8 protein-coding genes are annotated in these 21,025 nt (G+C 68.9%); 2 read left to right on the forward strand and 6 right to left on the reverse strand.

Annotation, left to right across the window (positions count from 1 at the left end):
• Positions 1-82 precede the first annotated feature (82 nt).
• Entirely contained in the window at positions 83-730 is a 648-nt protein-coding gene (locus tag ABLE38_RS15745) for a response regulator transcription factor (RefSeq protein ID WP_348975169.1), read from the reverse strand.
• Positions 723-3,728 (reverse strand): two-component regulator propeller domain-containing protein, encoded by a 3,006-nt coding sequence (locus ABLE38_RS15750; protein ID WP_348975170.1) that lies wholly within the window; start codon positions 3,726-3,728, stop codon positions 723-725. The genes ABLE38_RS15745 and ABLE38_RS15750 overlap by 8 nt, the downstream gene beginning before the upstream one ends.
• Positions 3,729-4,031: 303 nt before the next feature.
• Between ABLE38_RS15750 and ABLE38_RS15755 the strand changes: the two genes are divergently transcribed.
• A complete protein-coding gene (locus ABLE38_RS15755; RefSeq protein ID WP_348975230.1) occupies positions 4,032-4,862 on the forward strand; it encodes an alpha/beta hydrolase in 831 nt (276 codons plus the stop codon).
• 24 nt (positions 4,863-4,886) lie between these two features.
• Entirely contained in the window at positions 4,887-5,666 is a 780-nt protein-coding gene (locus ABLE38_RS15760; RefSeq protein WP_348975171.1) for an alpha/beta hydrolase, read from the forward strand.
• Positions 5,667-5,894: 228 nt separating this feature from the next.
• Here ABLE38_RS15760 and paoC read toward each other — a convergent pair whose 3' ends face one another.
• The 4 genes from paoC to ABLE38_RS15780 all read right to left on the reverse strand — a co-directional run bounded on the left by paoC (position 5,895) and on the right by ABLE38_RS15780 (position 21,011).
• Complete coding sequence (gene paoC / locus ABLE38_RS15765) at positions 5,895-8,090, reverse strand: aldehyde oxidoreductase molybdenum-binding subunit PaoC (protein ID WP_348975172.1); 2,196 nt, start codon at positions 8,088-8,090, stop codon at positions 5,895-5,897.
• 3 nt (positions 8,091-8,093) lie between these two features.
• Positions 8,094-9,044 carry a xanthine dehydrogenase family protein subunit M gene (locus tag ABLE38_RS15770; RefSeq protein WP_348975173.1) on the reverse strand — a complete coding sequence of 317 codons (951 nt, stop codon included), beginning with the start codon at positions 9,042-9,044 and terminating at the stop codon, positions 8,094-8,096.
• Positions 9,041-9,694, reverse strand: a complete 654-nt coding sequence (paoA, locus tag ABLE38_RS15775; RefSeq protein WP_348975174.1) for an aldehyde dehydrogenase iron-sulfur subunit PaoA — start codon at positions 9,692-9,694, stop codon at positions 9,041-9,043. Before paoA ends, ABLE38_RS15770 begins: the two co-directional genes overlap by 4 nt.
• Before the next feature lie 157 nt (positions 9,695-9,851).
• Positions 9,852-21,011, reverse strand: coding sequence for a filamentous hemagglutinin N-terminal domain-containing protein (locus tag ABLE38_RS15780; RefSeq protein ID WP_348975175.1), 11,160 nt, complete (start codon positions 21,009-21,011; stop codon positions 9,852-9,854).
• Between the last annotated feature and the right edge of the window lie 14 nt (positions 21,012-21,025).

The following is a 21,025-nucleotide window of genomic DNA, read 5'->3' on the forward strand; positions in this document are numbered from 1 at the left end:
GAAAGTCGCGCCGCGACAGGCCATGGCTGTTGCGGCCTTCGTGACTTTTCGTACCCTGGCGGGGTAATTCTCTACTAGGGGCCTAGATCTCGATGAACCCGCGCCGCGCCGCGACGATCACGGCGTGCGTCCGGTCCGCCACGTCGAGCTTGGCGAAGATGTTCTTCAGATGCGCCTTCACCGTGTCGGTGGAGAGCGACAGCCGCCAGGCGATCTGCTTGTTGGGATGCCCCTCGGCCACCAGCTTCAGGATATCGGTCTCGCGCTCGCTCAGCCGATCGTCGAAGGCGTGGAGGGCGATTTCCTGCGCCACATCGGCGGCGATCGCGCGGCGGCCGGCATGGACGGCGCGGATCGTGTCGAGCAGGTCCTTGCGGATGCAGCTCTTGAGCAGATAGCCGGTCGCGCCCGCTCGCAGCGCCCGCAGCGCGTGCGTGTCGCCCGGATAGGTGGTGAGCACCACGAACAGCGCGGCGGGGAACTCGCGGCGGATCGCCTCGATCGTCTCCACGCCGTCCATGCCGGGCATCTGGATGTCCATCAGCGTCACGTCCGGCCGCAGCGCGCGATACTGCTCCACCGCCTCGGCGCCGCCCTGGGCCTCGCCGACAATCTCCATGTCCGGCTGGCGCTCGATCACCGCGACGATGCCCTCGCGCAGCATCGGATGATCGTCGACCACCATCACCCGCACGGTCCGTGCGCTCGTCATCGTTGCTGCTTCAGCCAATCCGGCCTCCTGTCACCAGTGCGCGCCATTTGCGGCGGCGCGTGTTCGAATAGGCGATCGCCGCGGGGACGATCAGGACGACTTCGGTGCCGCCGGCGGGCGGGCGCTGGACCACCAGCCGCGACTGGATCTTGCGGGCGCGCTCCTGCATGCCGGGCAGGCCGAAATGGCCGTCGCGCCGCCCGTCGCGCAATATCTCCTCGGCGATGCCCACGCCATCGTCGCGGAACCGCACGATGAAGCTGTCGGGGCGGAACTCGATGCGGATGCCGATCTGGCGGGCATGGGCGTGGCGCCAGATGTTGAACAGCGCCTCGTTGGCGATCCGCGCGACTTCGTCCCACACCAGCGGGTCGAGCGGCCGCACCTCGCCCTCGCTCGCCACATTGATCTGGGTGGCGGCGGAGAAGACCTGCTTGCGGGCGATCTCCAGGATCATGTGCTCGATATCGTCGGCGCCGCCGATCATCCGCAGGTCGCGCACCCGGTCGCGGCCCTCGGCGAGCACCGTGTCGGCGCGGTCCAGCGCTTCCTCCAGGCTGTGGCGTGACGGATCTTCGGGGGCGATGTCGTCGGCGACGAGCTGGAAGCGCAGGATCAGCGCCTGGACGCCCTGGAGGAGGGTGTCGTGCAGCTCGCGCGCAATCCGCTCGCGCTCCGCCAGCCGCTCGCGCATCCGCCCGCGCATCTGCCCGGCGATCGCCCGCACCTTCACCTGGTAGAGCAGCGCGAACACGGCCGCCGCGGCAAGGGCGCAGAGCAGCATGAACCATCCGCTCTGCAGGAAGGTCGGCGGGATCGTGAACTCCAGCGTCGTCGGCGCGGGGTTCCACACCCCGTCATTGTTCGACGCCATCACCCGGAAGCGATAATTGCCGGGATCGAGATTGGTGTAGAAGGCTTGGCGCCGCGTTCCCGGATCGACCCATCCCTGGTCGACCCCCTCCAGCATGTAGCGGAATCTCACCCGGCTCGGCACCGAGAAGCTGAGCCCGGTATATTCGATCGACAGGTTGGTCTTGCCGGCGGGGAGGGTGATGCGCGTCGGGTCGACCAGCCGCCGGCCGTCGACGATCAGCGCGCGGATCGCGACCGGCGGGACGACGGCGTTGCGCACCAGGCGGGCCGGGTTGATGCGCATCACGCTCTGCCGGGTGAGGAACCACAGCCGCCCGTCGCCGCCCGCGTCGATCTGCAGCCCGTCGCCGCGCTGCATCCGGCTGGCGAGGCCGTCCTGCTCATCGAACAGGTCGTGCGGGATCGGCGCGCGGGGGTTGGCGAAGGCGCGGTCGAGATCGGCGGTCCGGAGCTTGAGCAGGCCGGTGTTGTTGACCATCCAGGTCTCGCCCGAGGCGGTCTGCACCATGCCGCGCACGCCGCGCAGCCAGGGATGGTCGGCGGTCAGCAACCGCTCGAACCGCCCGGTCTTCCAGCGCGCCAGCCCGCTGCCGCCCGCCACCAGCATGCCGCTGCGCCCGCCAAACAAGCTGGTGAGGCCGGAGACTCCGATCTGCTCGTTGGTCCAGCCGCGCGCCGTGGTGCCGATCACCCGGACGATCGACTTGCGGTCGAGGATGATCACCGGATTGCCATCGCCATCGATAACGATGTCCTGCGGCCGGCCGGGCAGGGGGAGGTGCGCCTCGTGCCAGCCATTGCCGCGGCGGACGAGCACGCCGTGCTGGAAACGCGCCACCCAGAGCCGGCCGAGCCGGTCTTCCGCGCAGCCATAGGTGTCGCCCATGCCGGGCAGGTCGAGCGTCTCGGCGGTGCGGCCGCCGCGCAGCCGGATCATTCGCTCGGCGGTGCTCAGCCATACCGAGCCATTGTCGCCGCGGCACAGCGCCTGGATCTCGCCGCCATAGGTGGCGAATAGCTGCGGTTCCTGCCCGGGCAGCGCGCGATAGACCGCCGCGCCGCTGGCAAACCAGACCGTGCCGGTGTCGTCGGAGGCGACGAAATAGCCCGCCGCCGCGCCGGCCTCGGGCGGCTCGATGCGGAACAGGTTGGCGGGTCGGAACTGGTCGAGGCCCAGCTCGGTACCCACCCAGATATTGCCCTCGCGGTCCTCGAGCAGCGACACCGCCTGGTTCGACGTGAGGCCGTTCTCGGTACGATAGCTGGAGACGCTCGCGGCATCGGCCTGTTCGGCGGCATGATCGATCTGGAAGATGCCGTTGGTGAACCCCGAGCCCCAGAGATTGCCGTCGCGGTCGAACAGGATCGCGGTGCGGCGGACGGGTCCGGAAAAGGGGAAGACGACGTCGCTGCGCGCCTGGCGCGCGCCGGCGGCATAGTCGGGCAGCATCCGCGTGCCGTTCGAATCCGAAAGCCACATATTGCCTTCGGGATCGAGCGCCAGGTTGGCGCCGAAGCCGAGCTTCAGTCCCATTGCGGCGAAGCGGCCCGTACCTTGGCGCATCAGGAAGAGCTGCTTGTCGGTGGCAGCCCAGATCGACCCGTCGCGCCCCACCGCGAGGCTGGAGACCCAATCCTTGTTGGGCATGCCGAAGCGCTCGTCGATCAGTTCCCAGCGGCCGTTGCGGTAGCGCCGTAGCGCCTTGTGGGTGCGCCCGCCCACTGCCCAGATCGCGCCGCTGCTGTCCTCGCGCAGCTCCGTGATCTCGCCGGCCGCGTCGGTCATGCCGGTGCGCACCATGCGGCCGCCGCGATAGGCCTCGACGCCGGCACCGCCCGTATACGCCGCCCAGAGCTCGCCCGAGCGTGTCACCAGCAGCGCGCTTACCGGGATCGAGCCGGCCGGGTGGTCCGGGGCGGGGGGCACATATTCGAACGTGACCCCGTCGAAGCGATAGAGCCCGTTGCTGGTGCCCAGCCAGATATAGCCGTCCGGCCCCTGGACCAGCGCCTGCACCGTGGCGGGCACACCGTCCTTGTTCGTCCAGGTGGCGTGGAGGAAGCGCGATATCCCCCGGCCCGGCGCATCGGCCGTGGCCGTGCCGGCGAGGCACGATAGCACCATGGCAGCGATGAGCAAGGCAAGTCGCAAGACGATCCCCCTCTCGCGCAACAACCCGGTGGGCCGGAACAGGGATGCTAGCACGGAGCGCATCGCGGCGCAGTAGCCCGAAAGGGTAGCCTCTCGCTACTGGCCCGGGATTTCCGCCAGGCGTATCGTCTGCGACCTGGAAGCCCCAGATTTGGCGGGAGAAACAGGATGAACGAGCGCCTCGAGCCGACACGCCGCGAATTCGTTGCCGGAGCCGCGGTAGCGGCTGCCGCTACCACCCTGCCGCTCCCGCTTTCCGCCACTGCATCCCCCGCTACAGGAGACAAGACCATGGCCTTCCTCAAGACCGCCGACGGCACCGAGATTTTCTACAAGGATTGGGGCCCCAAGACCGCGCAGCCGGTGTGGTTCCACCATGGCTGGCCGCTCACGTCGGACGACTGGGACGCCCAGATGATGTTCTTCCTGCTCAACGGCTTCCGCGTCATCGCGCATGACCGCCGCGGGCACGGCCGCTCGACCCAGACCGACACCGGCAACGAGATGGACACCTATGCCGCCGATGTCGCGGCGCTGGCGGATCATCTCGACGTCAAGGGCGCGGTCCATGTCGGCCATTCGACCGGCGGCGGCGAAGTGGCGCACTATGTCGCCCGCGCCAAGCCCGGCCGCGTCGCCAAGATGGTGCTGATCGCATCGGTGCCGCCGCTGATGCTCAAGACCGAGAAGAACCCGGGCGGCCTGCCGATCGAGGTGTTCGACGGCATCCGCGCCGGCGTGCTCGCCAACCGCGCCCAGCTCTACATCGATTTCCCGACCGGCCCGTTCTACGGCTTCAACCGCCCCGGCGCGGTGATCAGCCAGGGGACGATCGACAATTGGTACCGCCAGGGCATGATGGGTGGCATCAAGGCGCATTATGATTGCATCAAGGCGTTCAGCGAGACCGACTTCACCGAGGACCTCAAGAAGATCGAGGTGCCCTCGCTGGTGATGCACGGCGATGACGACCAGGTCGTGCCCTATGCCGACTCCGGCCCGCTCTCGGCCAAGCTGCTCAAGCATGGTACGCTCAAGACCTACAAGGGCTATCCGCACGGCATGGCGACCACCCATGCCGATGTGATCAACCCCGATCTGCTCGCCTTCATCAAGGGCTGATCAACCCCCGGTTCGGAGTATCGGATGGCCGCTACGGTCATGCTCATCCACGGTGCCTGGCTGACGCCGAGTTCGTGGGACCGCTTTCGACAGCGCTTCGAGGCGGCGGGCATGACCGTGGTGGCGCCGCCCTGGCCCTATCTCGATCGCCCGGTGGACGAGCTCCGCCGGGCGCCCGACCCGAGGCTGGGCGCGCTCGGCCTCACCGAGATCGTCGACCATTATGCGGCGCTGATCGCGGCGATGCCGCAGCCGCCGATCCTGATCGGGCACAGCTTTGGCGGACTGATCGCCCAGCTGCTCGCCGATCGCGGGCTCGGCGCCGCGGTGGTGGCGATCGATCCGGCACCGCCCTTCGGCGTGCCCGCGCACCCGCTGGCGATCTGGACCTCGCTGCCCGTCTTCCTGGCCTGGAACGGCTGGAACCGCGTGCTGCGGATGAGCCTGAAGGGCTTCTCGACCGGCTTCGCCCAGACGCTTCCGGCCGCCGAAAAGCCCTATGCCTGGGAGAAGTTCATCGTGCCCACGCCCGGGCGGATCTTCTTCCAGGCGCTGCTCGGCATCGGTAGCAGGCTGCGCTGGGACAATCCCGACCGGCCGCCGCTGATGCTGATCGCGGGCGGCAAGGACCGCACCGTGCCCGCGGCGATGGTGCGGGCCAACTATCGCAAATATCTGCGCTCGCCGGCCGACACCGCATTCCACGAATTCCCCGGCCGCTCGCACTGGCTGTGCAACGAGGACGGCTGGGAAGAAGTCGCCGACCGCGCGCTTTCCTGGGCGCGGACGGCGGCGGGGCGCTGAGGCTTCCTACATTGCGCGTGGCGGCGACTCGCCAAAGGGCGTGAAGGTCACGCCAGTGGCGGGTTTTCGCGCAGCTTAGATTGACTCTGTTCGGGGAAATGCGGCGCAACGCGCAATATCCTTACGCGCGCGAGATCCTATCTTTCCAACAGATCAAAGAGCGGCGAAGCCATGAGCTCCGGCGCGCATAGCCAAACAGGTTAAATCCTACATTGCAAGACACGCCTGTCAGGTGAATTCGGGCATCCCTGCGAGCAGCTTGTCGAGCGTGACCGGATAGTCGCGCACGCGCACGCCGGTGGCGTTGTAGATCGCGTTGGCCACTGCCGCGCCGACGCCGCAGATGCCGAGCTCGCCGACGCCCTTGGCCTTCATCGGCGAGCTCATCGGATCGGTCTCCTCGAGGAAGATCACCTCCTGGTGCGGGATGTCGGCGTGCACCGGCACTTCATATCCGGCAAGGTCGTGGTTGACGAAGAAGCCGAAGCGCTTGTCGACCGCGAGCTCCTCCATCAGCGCGGCACCCGCGCCCATCGTCATCGCGCCGATCACCTGGCTGCGCGCCGAGATCGGATTGAGGATGCGCCCCGCCGCGCAGACTGCGAGCATGCGGCGGATGCGGATCTCGGCCGTCGCGGCATCGACGCCGACTTCGACGAAATGCGCCCCGAAGGTCGATTGCTGATATTTCTTGGCGAGGTCGCCATATTCCATCGCATCCTCGGCGACGATCTCGCCGGCCTTGGCCGCATCGGCAAGCGGCACCGAGCGCTTGCCGCTCTTGACCTTGCCGCCGGCGAACACGGCGTCAGCCGAGTTGAAGCCGAGCTTCTGCGCCACGGCCTCGCGCAGCTTCGCGCAAGCGGCATAGACGCCCGCGGTAGAGCTGTTCGCACCCCATTGCCCGCCCGAACCGGCGGAGGCCGGGAAGCTGGAATCGCCGAGTTTCACCACGACCTTGTCGAGCGGCACGCCCATCATCTCGGCGGCGGTCTGCGCGATGATCGTGTAGCTGCCGGTGCCGATATCGGTCATGTCGGTCTCGACCGTGACCGTGCCCTGCGCATCGAGGCGCACCCGCGCGGCGGACTTCATCACCAGGTTGTTGCGAAAGGCGGCGGCGACGCCGATGCCGGTCAGCCAGCGCCCGTCGCGCACGCTGCCCGGCTTGGCGCTGCGCTTCGCCCAGCCGAACCGGTCCGCGCCGGTGCGCAGGCACTGGATCAGCTGGCGCTGCGAAAAGGGGCGCTCGGGCTTTTCGGGATCGACCTGGGTGTCGTTGATCACGCGGAACTCGATCGGATCGATGCCGAGCTTCTCGGCCATCTCGTCCATCGCGATCTCGAGTGCCATAAGCCCTGGCGCCTCGCCCGGCGCGCGCATCGCATTGCCTTCGGGCAAGTCGATCACCGCGAGGCGCAGCGCGGTCATCCGGTTGGCGCCGGCATAGAGCAGCTTGGTCTGGCCGGTCGCGGTCTCGGGGCCGCCGCCGGGCAAGTCGCCGGACCAGCTCTCATGCCCGATCGCGGTGATCTTGCCGTCATGCCCGGCGCCCAGCCGGATGCGCTGGATCGTCGCCGGGCGATGCGTGGTGTTGTTGAACATGAGCGGGCGGGGCAGGGCGACCTTCACCGCGCGGTTCGCCGCCTTCGCGCCGAGCGCCGCCAGCACCACGTCGCTGCGCAGGAACAGCTTGCCGCCAAAGCCGCCGCCGATGAAGGGCGAGCGCATCCGGATCTTGTCCTTCGGCATGCCCATCGTCTTCGCCATGTCGCCCAGCGACCAGGCGACCATCTGGTTCGACGTCCACAGGTCGAGCTGGTCGCCGTTCCAGGCGGCGATCGTGGCGTGCGGCTCCATCATCGCATGCGCGTGATCGGGCGTGGTGTAAGTGGCGTCGAACTGCACCGGCGCGCGGGCGAAGGCGCCGGCGAAATCGCCGACCGCGGTCTCGGAGCCCTTGTCCTTGGGGACGGTGGCGTTGCCCTTTTCGGCCGCGAGATCGAACGCGCCCTTGTCGCGCGCATAGTCGACGCGGATCAGCGCGGCGGCGGCGCGTGCCTGCTCGAAGCTCTCGGCGACGACGAGCGCGATCGCCTGGTGGTAATGCTCGATCTCGGGCCCGCCGAGCAGTTTGGCGGTGTTGTTGTTGCCCTTGCCGAGCTTGCCGGCATTCTCCGCGGTGACGATCGCGATCACGCCCGGCGCGGCCCTGGCATCGCCCAGCGCCATGCCGGTGATCCGCCCCTTGGCGATCGACGATCCCAGCACATAGCCATAGGCGGCGTTGGGCACGTCGTGATGCTCATAGGCATAGGGCGCGGTGCCGCTGGTCTTGAGCGGCCCTTCGATGCGCGGGGTGGGCTTGCCGATGACCTTGAGCTGGTCGATCGGGTTGGTGCCGGCGGGCTGGTCGAACTTCATGGCTCAGGCCCTCGCTTCGGCGATGACGGCGGCGAGCGTGCGCTCGGCCAGCACCAGCTTGAACTGGTTCTGCTCGGTGGGTTTCGCTCCGGCAAAGGCGCGCGCCGCGGCGGCCCTGGCGCCCTGGGCGAGCGCGGCTTCCGCCGCCTCGACCCGCCACGGCCTGGGCGCGACGCCGCCGAACGCGACGCGGCCGCTGCCGTCCTTCTGGAGAATCGCGCCGACCGAGACGAGCGCAAAGGCATAGGACGCGCGATCGCGGACCTTGTGGTAGAGATGCGTACCGCCGATCGGCCTGGGCAAAGTCACCGCGGTGATCAGCTCGCCGGCGGCCAGCGCGTTCTCCACATTGGGCGTGTCGCCCGGGAGGGTGTGGAAGTCGGCGATCGGGATCGACCGCGTCGTGCCGTCTGCCCGCACCGTCTCGACCACCGCATCGAGCGCGCGCATCGCCACTGCCATGTCGCTCGGATGCGTGGCGATGCATGCCTCGCTCGTGCCGACCACGCCGAGGCTGCGGCTGACCCCGCCGATCGCCGCGCAGCCGCTGCCGGGCCGGCGCTTGTTGCACGGCTGGTTGGTGTCGTAGAAATAGGGGCAGCGCGTGCGCTGGAGCAGATTGCCCGCGGTCGTCGCCTTGTTGCGCAGCTGGCCCGAGGCGCCGGCGACCAGCGCGCGGGAGAGCAGGGCATAGTCCTTGCGAACGCGCTTGTCGGCGGCGAGATCGGTGTTGCGGACCAGCGCGCCGATGCGCAGCCCGCCCTCCGCCGTCGCCTCGATCTTGTCGAAGCCGAGATGGTTGACGTCGACCAGGTGCGTCGGCGTCTCGATCTGCAGCTTCATCAGGTCGAGCAGATTGGTGCCGCCCGCGATGAAGCGCGCGCCCTGGGTGCGGCCGACGATCGCGGCGGCTTCGGCGGGGCTGTGCGCCCGCTCATAGCTGAACGCCTTCATGCCTTCCTCCGCGCCGCGACTTCCTGGATCGCCTCGACGATGTTCGAATAGGCGCCGCAGCGGCAGATGTTGCCGCTCATCCGCTCGCGGATCTCGTCGGCGCTCATCGCCGGCTTGCCCGCGATATCCTCGGTGACGTGGCTGGGGATGCCCGCGCGAATCTCGCCCAGCACCGCCACCGCCGAGCAGATCTGGCCGGGGGTGCAATAGCCGCACTGGTATCCGTCATGCTTGACGAAGGCGGCCTGCATCGGATGGAGCTTGTCGGGCGTGCCGAGCCCCTCGATCGTGGTAACGCTGTCGCCGTCGTGCATCACCGCAAGGCTGAGGCACGAGTTGATCCGCCGCCCCTCGACGATGACGGTGCAGGCGCCGCACTGGCCGTGGTCGCAGCCCTTCTTGGTGCCGCTGAGCTTCAGATGCTCGCGCAGCGCATCGAGCAAAGTGGTTCGCGTGTCGAGCGCTAGCGCGTGCGGCGTGCCGTTCACCTTCAGGGTGACGCTTGCCATCACCGGCGCGCCGGCGCCTGCCGAGGCGGCGTCCTGAGGCGCCGCGTCGGCGGGGGAGGGGGCCGCGGTCACTGCGACCGAAGCCGCGCCGGCAGCCAGGACGCCGCGGCGCGACAGTTCGAATTCATTGAGTCCATGCATCTCGGCCCTTGCTCCCTGAAACCGGACGGTCCGACGAGCGCTGATCCTAGGCCTGAATAACGACGGGGGTAAAGCTTGGCTCCGTCACGGCGGCGAAACGGCAACGAAAAAGGCCGGGAGCATGCCCCCGGCCTGTTCGTTGCGGCGCTCGTCCGGCTTACTGGCCGGCCAGCTCCTCCTCGACGTCGAGGTTGCTGTCGTCGAGCTGGATGATGATCGCGGTGTAGCCGAGGCGGAGCAGCTCGCCGAGGCGCTGGACGTTGTTGACCACCACCGCCGGGCGCTGGCCGCCCGAGCCGTTGCCCGCCGGCGCGATCAGGCCGAGCGCGAGGCCGGCGGGGAGCTGGACCTCGCCATTGGTCGAGACCGTGCCGTGCGCCGGGATGATGAAGGTGTCGATCAGGATCTGGCGCGCGTCGGTGGTGCCGTTGCCCACCACCGGCTGGTCGTTGACCACGAAGCTGCCCTGGTCGTTGGTGTGGATCTCGCTGAACACGCCGGTGACGGTGCCGCCGGGTGCGGTGACGGTGACCACGGCGCCGTTGACCGAGACGTCCACCGGCCGGGTCGAAGTCAGCGTGATCGCGGTCGGGCTGGTATAGTTGCCGGTGATCGCGCCGTTGCTGGTGACGCTCACGCCGCCATTGCCGGTCACCGTCGCGTTGACGCTGCCGGTCTGCGAGGCGATCGACGCCGTGCCCGGCGTGGTCACGCTCGAGGTGACGCCGCCGCTGGTGGTGGTGATGCCGACCGGCCCGTTCGCGGCGATCGAGCCGCCGATCGCGCCGCTGGTGCTGCTCAGCGTCGTCGCCCCGCCCGAGGTGACCGCGGCGTTGATCGCGCCGGCGGTGGTCTGCAGGTTCACGCCGCCGGTCGCCGTCACCGAGCCGGTGATCGCGCCGAGGCTGGAGAGGATGACGTCGCTCTGCGAGGTGATCGTGCGCGTGACGTTGCTGTCATACTGCGCGTTCACCGCGCCGCCCGCGATAATCGAGCCGCTGCCCGATCCGCCCGCATCGATCGTCACCGAGCCGCCGGCCTTGATCGGCCCGCTCTCGTTGCCCGCCACCACGGCGTTGACGCTGCCCAGCGTGTCGAGCGTGTTCGCGCTGAACAGCTGCGATCCGCTGAGGATCGAGTTGAAGTTGCCCGCCAGCTTCACCGTTGCCGCGGTGAAATTGTGCGCGGTGACGCTGAGCGTGCCGAGGCGGAGCGCGTCGCTGCCGAGGTTGCCCAGCGTCACGTCGCCGCTGTTCACGGTGATCCCGTTGCCGGCGGTGAACACGACATTCTGCGCGGCATTGGTCGTGCCGATCAGGTTGGGCGCGATCGCGATGTTGCCACCCGCGCCGCCCGGAATGCTGGTGTTGAGCGTCGTGGTGCCCTGGGTGAGGCGGACGGTCGCGCCTGCGCCGCCGGTGAAGGCCAGGCTGTTCGCCGCATAGGTCGCGCCGTTCAGCACGGTCGCGCCGGCGTTGATCGAGGTCGCGCCGAGGCGGCGGACCGCGCCGAGAGTGCCGAGCGTCGCCGTGCCGGTGCCGGCATCGAGCGTCAGGCTCTGGCCGCCCGCCACCGCCGCGTCGACCGCGCCGAGCGTGATGCCGCCATTGCCGCTGGTCACGCTGGTGTTGCCGGCAAGGCTGGCGGCGCCGGTGACGGTGAAGGCCGCGCCGCCGGTGGTGTAGGCGCCGTTGAGGCTGGTCGCGCCGGTATAGGCCTGCGCGCCGCTGGTCGCCGCCCCGCTGGTCGCGATCGTGGCGCCGGTGACGCTGAGGCCCGACAGGCCGGTGACCGCGCCGAGCGAGGCGCTGCCCGCGCCGGCATTGACGGTCAGGCTGCCGGTGCCGCCCACATTGCCCAGCGTGGCGTTGCCGGTGGTGGTCACGCTGGTGCTGCTGCCCAGCACCGTGGCACCCGAGATGAAGCTGCTGGCGGTGTATGCCCCGTTCAGCGTGATCGCGCCGGTGTAGCTCTGCGCGCCGGTGGTGGCGACGCCCGAAGTGGCGATCGTCGTGCCCGTCGCGGAGAGCGAGGCGAGGCCCGAGGCGGCGCCCAGCGTCACGCCGGTGCCGGCACTGAGCGCCAGCGCGTTGCCGCCGCCGGCCACGGTGCCGAGGCTGGTGTTGCCCGTGGTCGAGACGCTGGTCGCGCCGCCGAGCGTGGTGGCGCCGCTGGTGAAGCTGCTCGCGGTGTAGCTGCCGTTCAGCGTCGTCGCGCCGGTGTAGCTCTGCGCGCCGGTGGTGACGGCGCCCGAGGTGGCGATCGTCGCGCCGGTGGCGGAGAGCGAGGTGAGGCCGGTCGCGGCGCCCAGGGTGACGCTGCCGGTAGCGGTGACCGTCAGGCTGTTCGCGCCGCCCAGCGTGCCGAAGCTCGCATTGCCGCCGCTGCTGACGGCGGTGTTGCCGCCGAGCGTGGTGGCGCCGCTGGTGAAGCTGCTCGCGGTGTAGGTGCCGTTGAGGCTGGTCGCGCCGGTGTAGCTCTGCGCGCCGGTGGTGGCGACGCCCGAGGTGGCGATCGTCGCACCGGTTGCGGTGAGCGAGGCGAGACCCGAGGCGGCGCCCAGCGTCACGCCGGAGCCGGCGGTGAGCGTCAGCGCGTTGCCGCCGCCCGTCACCGCGCCGAGGCTGGCGTTGCCGGTGGTCGAGACGCTGGTCGCGCCGCCGAGCGTGGTGGCGCCGGCGGCGAAGCTGCTGGCTGCGTAGGTGCCGTTCAGCGTGGTCGCGCCGCTATAGCTCTGCGCGCCCACCGTCGAGGCGCCCGCCGTGGCGATGGTCGCGCCGGTCACCGAGAGCGAAGCGATGCCGCTCACCGCGCCGAGCGAGGCGCTGCCGGTGCCGGCGTTGACGGTCAGGCCGCCGGCGCCGCCCACGGTACCGAAGCCCGCATTGCCGCCGCCGGTGGTGACGCTCGCGGCGTTGACCGTGGTCGTGGCGCCGTTGACCGCGAAGCTGCCGCCGCCGGTGGTGTAGGCGCCGTTCAGCGTGGTCGCGCCGGTGTAGCGCTGCGCGCCGCTGGTGGCGACGCCCGAGGTGGCGATCGTCGCACCGGTTGCGGTGAGCGAGGCAAGGCCCGAGGCCGCACCCAGCGCCACGCCGGCACCGGCGGTGAGCGTGAGCGCGTTGCCGCCGCCGGCCACGCTGCCGAGGCTGGCGTTGCCGGTGGTCGAGATGTTGGTCGCGCCGCCGAGCGTGGTGGCGCCCGAAGCGAAGCTGCTGGCGCTGTAGGTGCCGTTGAGGCTGGTCGCGCCGACAAAGCTCTGCGCGCCGCTGGTGGTGGCGCCCGAGGTGGCGATGTTCGCGCCGGTCGCGGAAAGCGAAGCGATCCCGCTCACGGCACCCAACGTCACGTTGCCGGTGCCGGCATCGACCGTGAGGCCACCTGCGCCGCCGACCGTGCCGAAGCCCGCATTGCCACCACCGGTGACGACGCTCACCGCGTTGACCGCGGTCGCGGCGCCGTTGACCGTGAAGCTGCTGCCGCCCGTCGTGTAGGCGCCGTTCAGCGTCGTCGCGCCGGTATAGTTCTGCGCGCCCGAAGTGGCGGCGCCCGAGGTCGCGATCGTGCCGCCGGTGACGTCGAGCGCGCCGAGCCCGGTCGCCGCGCCGATCGTCGCCGTGCCCGCGCCGGCGTTCACGCTCAGGTTGCGGCCCGCGCCGCTTACCGAACCCAGCGTCGCCGCGCCGCCATTGGTGGCGATGCTGGTCGCGCCGGTCAGCGTCGCGCCGCCCTGCACGGTCAGGCTGCCGCCGCCGGTGGTGTAGCTGCCGCCGAGCGCGGTCGCGCCGGTGTAGCTCTGGTCGCCGCTGGTCGCGACGCCGGCGGTGACGATGTCGGCACCGGCTGCGCTCAGGCCGGTGAGGCCGCTGACCGCGCCGCCGAAGAACACCGAGCCCGTGCCGGCATCGGCGCCGAGCTGGTGCGCGCCGCCGACCGTGCCGGAGAAGTCGATGTCGCCGCCGTTGCTGCTGACATTGGTGGTGCCGGCGAGCGTGGCGGTGCCATTGACGACGAAGCCGTCGCTGCCGGTAGCATAGCTGCCGCCGAGCGTGGTGGCGCCGTTGTAGCTCTGCCCGCCGGTGGTGGTGGCGCCCGCGGTCGAGATGGTCGCGCCGGAGACGCTGAGCGAGGCGAGGCCGTTCGCGGTGCCGAGCGTGACCGCGCCGGTATCGGCGTCCACGACCAGATTGTGCCCGCCGTCGAGGCTGGCGAAGGAGATCGCGTCGCCGCCGGTGCTGACCTCGGCATCGCCGGCCAGCGTGGCGAGCCCGGAGACGGTGAAGCTGCCGCCGGCGCTATAGGTGCCGTCAAGCGAGGTCGCGCCGGTGTAGAGCTGCGCGCCGCTCGTGAAGGCGCCGTTGGTCAGGATGGTGCTGCCGGTCGCGGTCAGGCTGGCGAGATCGGCCAGGCCGATCGATACCGTGCCGGTGCCGTTGAGCGTCAGGCCATAGGGCGAGGTGATCGCGCCGAGCGTGATGCTGTTGCCGCTCAGCACCGTGTCGCCGGTCAGCACCAGACCGTCGGCGAAGCTCAGCGCGCCGCTGGCGGTGATGCTGGTGCCGATATTGGTGCCTGCCGCGCCCGCGCCGAAGCTTAGGCTGTTCACCGAGATCGGGCCGGCGATGTTCAGCACGCGCAGTGCGTTGAGCGTCACGTCCTCGGCATAGCTGCCCGAGGCGATGTAGACCGTGCCGCCCGCGACGACGCCGCTCAGGCCGGCCTGCAGATTGGCGAGCGTGCGCAGGCTGCCCTGCGCGCCGGCGGTGCCGGTCGGGTCGACATAGGCGCGGGTGCGGTTGGCGGCGCTATAGCCCTGGTTGTAGACGGCCATGCCGCCATTGGCGCTCGACAGCGCGAGCAGGCGGGCCTGTTCGCTGAGCGGGGTGTTGGTGCCGAGCGCGCCGCCCGAGGCGGTGATCGTCGATCCGTTCCAGATGCCGTTCAGATAGGCGATGACGCCCCATTCGTTGCCGAACGTGCCTTCGCGGTTGCCGGCGATGGTGAGGTTCGACCCGTCGGTATACTGGACCGAGATCGCCGACTTGGTGTTGTCGATCAGGTTGTTGGTGAGCGACGTATTGGCGTTGCGGCCGTCGATCAGGATGCCGTTGCGGACATCGTGGATGTTGTTGCCGGTGACGGTGACGTTGTCCGCACCGTTCGACACGACAATGCCGCGCGTGACCGTCGGCCAGGCATAGGTGACATAGCTCTGATTGGCGTCGCCGAAGATCTCGAAGCCGGTGACGGTCACGCCGTCGGCGTTGATCGTGATGCCGTTGTCGCCGCCATGGCTGGCGTCGATCTTCGCGCCGTTGGCGCCGAGCAGCTGCACGCCGTTGGCGGTGATCAGGCTGCCCGAGGCATAGGTGCCGGCGCCGACATTGATCGTGCCGCCCGCGCGGACGTCGCGCGTCGCCGCGCTGATCTGCAGCCCGTCGGTAACGGTGAAGACGTTGCTGAACGCCGTGCCGGTATAGCCTTCGATCGAGCTGGTGTTCGCCGCACCCAGGCCGAGCGCCCAGGCGGTCGCGTCGGCCAGGTCGGTGCGGAAATAGGTGAACTGGCTGCCGTCGCTGCGCGAGCCGGTGTTGCGCACCGCATAGCCATAGCCGCTCAGGTTGAGCTGGCCGAAGCCCTGCGTCGTCGATTCGAGCTGGGCGAACAGGCCGTTCGCTTCCTCGAAGTCGTTGTCGGAGGCGGCGATGTTGATGTCGGTGGTCTGGCCGTCATAGCCGCCCGCGCGGTTGGTCTGGTAGAGCGCGACGCCGCCCCAATTGTTGTTCAGCGTGTGCACGCCGGCCAGCAGCACATTGGCGCTGTCGGTGATCTGCACGCCGGCGCCTTCGGTGCCCTGGCCGTCCGCACTGAAGTTGGTGATGGTGACGCCGACGGCGCCGTTGATGTCGAGCTCGGCGCGGCGCGAGCCCTTCACGGTCACGTCGCTGATCGTGACGTTGCTGATCCGCTGCGCAGCCGAATAGGCGACCGGGTCCGGCTGGACCTTGATGCCGTAATTGCCGCCCGAGAGCTGGCTGCCGAGCAGCGTGAAGTTGCTCAGCGTGGTGTTGTCCGCGAACACGCCGATCGTGCCGAGGCCGCCGCCGTCGTTGACGGCGCGGCCGTCGATGATCGTGCCGGCCTGCGACTGGCCGATCAGGCTGATCGACTTGCTGATCGCCAGCTGCGAGCCGAGCACATAGGTGCCGTCGAGGATGCGGACCGTGTCGCCGTTCTGCGCGCGCGCGATCGACGCGCCGATCGTGCTGGTGATGCGGATGTCGGGATCGCCGCCCGCCGTGGTGGTGGCGCGCGCGGCGTTGGTGCTGCCCTCATAGGCGAGCACGCCGCCCTGCAGGAAGCTGTTGCCGTTGTTGCGGAACACATCGTCCCAGGCAAAGCCGCTGCTCAGCAGTCCGACCGTGCGCACGGGCACGTCGACGTCGAAGATATTGCCGGTCACGGTCACCGCGCCGGCATAGAGCTGCTGCCAGGGCGTGGTGGGCATATAGCCCTGGATCTGGAAGCCGCGCATCCCGGCCAGATCGCTGGTCAGGTAGTTGTCCGAGAAGATGCGGTTCGAGGCGTCGGTGGTGCGGCCGGCGCCGCCGGCCACGACGACCATCGCGCTGGCATAGGTGCCGCCGTAGAACTTGTTGCCGGTGATCGTGAAGCTCTCGACACGCTCGTGCCCGGCATCGTCGAAATCGTCGATATAGAGGTTGGCGGCGGTCTCGTTGCCGCGGTTGTCGATCACCGAGTTCGTCAGGGTGAAGCGGTTGCCGATCACCTCGATCGTCTTGTTGTCGCCATTGGCGGCGGGCAGGAAGCCCAGCCCCTCGATCGTGACGCCCGAGCCCGAGATGAAGTGCTGCGCGCCGAAGCCCGACTGATAGGCGGCGGCGATATAGGCGACGACGTCGTCGGCATTGGTGATCAGGTTGCCCGCGGCATCGACGCCGCGGATCGTGATGTCGTTCTTGGCGACGTAGAGCCCGAAGGTCTGCGATCCGGCGCCGCCATAATAATCGACGCCGGTCACGCCCTCGAGATAGGTGCCGGGGCCGACATTGATCGTCGCGCCCGCCCGCGCGTCGCGCGTCGCGGCGTTGATGCCCAGGCCGTTGACCACGATGAAGACGTTGGTGCCCGCGCTGCCGGTCCAGCCCTCGATCGAGCTGCTCGTCGGCGTGGCGAGGCTCAGCGCATAGCTGGTCGCGTCGTTCAGGCTGGTGCGGAAGAAGGTGAACTGGCTGCCATCGGGGCGGAAGGCGGCGTTGCGGACGATATAGTCATGGCCCGCGATGCTGAGCGTGCCCGGATCGTTGATCGCCGAGCTGTCCTGCAGGTACAGCCCGTTGCTCTCGCCGAAGCTGTTGTTGCCCTCGATCGTGATGCCGGTGAGCTGCTGGGTGCTGCCGGTGGCGCCGTTCGCCTGGTAGAGCGCCAGCCCGCCCCAGGCATTGCCCGCGGTGCTGCTGTTGCGCACGGTCACATTGGCGCTGTCGGTGATCGTGATGCCGTTGCCGGCCAGCGCGCCGGTCACGCTGACATTGTCGAGCGTCGCGCCGACCACCGAATTCAGGTCGAGCCCGGTCTTGCGCGAGCCGCTGATCGAGACGTTGCTGATTGCGAAATTGTCGACCCGGCCATTGCCGTTCGTGTCGCCCGCGCCGACCTCGACCTTGAGGCCATAGGTCGAGTTGCTGATCGCGTTGGGGGCGAGCAGGCTGAAGCCGCTCAGCGTGACGTTGTCGGCGTGGACGCGCATGCCATAGACGCTCAGCGCCGAGGCGTCGAAGATCACGCCCGCCTCGCTCGCGCCGACCAGCGTCAGTGCGCGCTGGAGGAACAGCGTGTTCGACAGCGTGTAGGTGCCGTTGGCGACATAGAGCGTGCCGCCCGAGACCACCGCATCGACGCCCGCCTGGACGCTGCTGATCGTGGTGCGCTGGCTGCCCTGGCCGTTCGCGGTGCCGGCGGTGTTGACATAGGCGCGGGTGCGGTTGGCGGCGCTATAGCCCTGGTTGTAGACGGCCATGCCGCCGTTCGCGGCCGACAGCGCGAGCAGGCGAGCCTGTTCGCTGAGCGGGGTGTTGGCGCCCAGCGCACCGCCCGAGGCGGTGATCGTCGATCCGTTCCAGATGCCGTTCAGATAGGCGATGACGCCCCATTCGTTGCCGAACGTGCCTTCGCGGTTGCCGGCGATGGTGAGGTTCGAGCCGTCGGTATACTGGACCGAGATCGCCGACTTGGTGTTGTCGATCAGATTGTTGGTGAGCGACGTATTGGCGTTGCGGCCGTCGATCAGGATGCCGTTGCGGACGCCGCGGATCGTGTTGCCGCTGACGGTGACGTTGTCGGCACCGTTGGCGATGACGAAGCCGCGGGTGATCGTCGGCCAGGCATAGGTGACATAGCTCTGGTCGGCGGCGCCGAAGATGTCGAAGCCCGAGACGCTGACATTGTCGCCGCTGATCGTGATCGCATTGTCGCCGTCATGCGTCGCGTCGATCCTGGCGCCGGCGGCACCGACCAGGGTCACGCCATTGGCGGTGATCAGGCTGCCCGAGGCATAGGTGCCCGCGCCGACATTGATCGTGCCGCCGGTGCGGACGTCGCGCGTCGCCGAGCTGATCTGCAGCCCGTCGCTCACCGTGAAGATGTTGGTGAAGGCGGTGCCGCTATAGCCCTCGAGCGAGCTGCCCGAGGCGCCGAGCGCCAGTGCGAACGCCGTCGCCCTGGTCAGGTCGGTCTGGAACCAGACGAACTGCGCGGCGTCGGCGCGCGAGCCGATGTTGCGCACCGCATAGTTGAACCCGGTCAGGTTCAGCTGGCCGAAGCTCTGCGTCGTCGAATCGCGCTGGGTGAAGAGGCCATTCGCTTCCTCGAAGACGTTCTGGTTCGCATCGATGTTGATGTTGGTGGTCTGGGCGTTGTAGCCGCTCGCCGAATTGCTCTGGTAGAGCGCGACGCCGCCCCAATTGTTGCCCAGCGTGTGCACGCCGGTGAGCGTCACGTTCGAGCTGTCGGTGATCTGGATGCCGGCGCCGTCGGTGCCCTGGCCATCGGCGGTGAAGTTGGCGATCGTCGCGCCGATCACGCCGTTCAGGTCGAGCTCGGCGCGGCGCGAGCCGCTCACCGTGACGTTGCTCACCGAGAAATTGCTGACGCGCTCGCTGGTGCCGCCCGCGGTGCTGACATGGCCGGCCGGGTTCGGCGCGACCTTGATGCCGTAGTTGCCGCCGCTCAGCTGGCTGCCGAGCAGCGAGAAATTGCTGAGCGAGACATTGTCGGCGAGCACCGAGATGGTGCCCAGGCCATTGGCGCTCACCGCGCGCCCGTCGATCACCACACCGGCCTGCGAGGCGCCGATCAGGCTCAGGCTGTGGTTGATCACCAGCTGCGACGCGCCGAGATTGTAGTTGCCGTCGGCGACATGGACGGTGCCGCCGGTGACCACGGCGTTGACGCCCGCCTGGATCGTGGCGAGCGTGCCCAGCGGGCTGCCCTGGTTGCTGTTGCTGCCGGTGGTCGAGACATAGGCGGCGGTGCGGTTGAGCGCCGAATAGCCCTGGTTCTGCACCTCCATGTTGCCATTGGCGGCGCGCAGCGCGAGCAGGCGCTGCTGCTCGGCGAGCGGCGTGTTGGCGCCGAGCGACCCGGCCGATGGCAGGATCGTGGTGCCGTCCGCCTGCAGGATGCCGTTCAGGTAGAGGTTGATCCCCCACTCATTGCCATAGGTGCTGCCGTGGTTGCCCGTCATCGTGACGTTGGAACCGTCGGTATACTGGATCGAGATCGCCGACTTGGTGTTGTCGATCGTGTTGTCCAGCAGATAGGTGTTCGCGTTCCGCCCATCGACGATGATGCCGGTGCGGATGTCGTGGATGTTGTTGTTCAGCAGCTGGACGTTGTCGGCAAAGCGATTGACGAAGATGCCGCGCGAGTTGGTGCTGCCCCAGGCGAAGCTGGTATAGCCGCTGGTCGCCGGGCCCGAGATCTCGAGGTTCTTGACGGTGACGTAATCGCCCCAGATGTCGATCGCGTTCTCGATGCCCGAGGTCCAGCCGATCCTGGCGACGCCCTGGCCGTCGATCGTCACGTCGCTCGCATCGATACGCACGCCCGACTTGTACGTGCCGGCGCCGAGCTTCAGCGTGGTGCCGAAGCCGGTCGTGCCGATCACGCCCAGCGCGTCGTTGATATAGTTGCCGAGGCCGGTGGTGTCGGTGCCGTTGTTGCTGAGGTTGAGGTTCAGCGCGGTGCCCGTGGTGATCCTGCCGGTGCCATAGATGTGCGGCGCGGTGATGTTCACGGTACCCGAGGCCGCTCTCAGATTGCCCGAGATGTTGACGCCCTGGTCGGACGAGATCTGCAGGTTGCGGCTGATGCTGTTGCGGTCGTTCACCGCGATCGTGCCGCTCAGATTGGCGCTGCCGCCCATGGCCTCGAGCACGATCGTGCCATTGTCCATCGTCGCGGAATCGACGCTGAGCGTGCCGGTGTTGACGAGGTTGTCGACCACCGCGCCGGCGCTCTTCGCCGTCATCTGGATGCGGCCGCCCTCGGCGAAGATCTGGCCGTTGTTCTGGACGAGCGCGCTGCTCGCCGGCACGCCGATGCTGAGCAGGCCGTCGCCCGCCAGGTCGAGCGTGAATGCAGTGCCGCCGCCGAGCTGCACGCGGCCGGCGGTGGCGGTGATCACGCCGCTGTTGCGCACTGTCGGCGCGACGAAGGCGGCGAGGCCGAGATTGCCGGCAGTGATGTTGATGTTGCCGTTGACGACGATCTCGCCACCGGTCGCACCGGTGATGTCGAGATTGCCGCCCGCCATGAAGGCGTTGGTATCGATGTCACCGGTCGAGGCGATCAGGCTGCCGACATTGACCACGGAGCCGTTCGAGAATTGCACGCCGTTCGGATTGAGGATGACGATACGGCCATTGGCGCTCAGCTGGCCCGCGATTTCCGAACCCGGGCCGCCGCCGGTGACGCGATTGACCGCGACCGAGGTGCTCGAAGGCTGGACGAAGGCAACGCTTGCGCCCGATCCGATGTCGAACGTGTTCCAGTTGATCACCGCGCGATCGGTCGACTGGTTCACCGTCATGCTCGACGGCGTCGGCGTGCCGATCGTCGCGCCGCCGGCCACCACCGTGCCGTTGGTCGGCAGCGCGTTGGGCGCGAGCTGCGCGTGCGCCGGGTTGGCAAGCGCGATCGCCGCCATCGCGGCCGAAAGCAGCAACGCCGATCGCTTCAATCGGCGTCCCCCCGTGCTCGAGGCGATAAGGGCCTTGGCGGTGTGCTGCTTGCTCATGATCATCATCCCTG

It is taken from the genome of Sphingomonas sp. KR3-1 (genome assembly GCF_040049295.1).
Lineage (GTDB): Bacteria > Pseudomonadota > Alphaproteobacteria > Sphingomonadales > Sphingomonadaceae > Sphingomonas.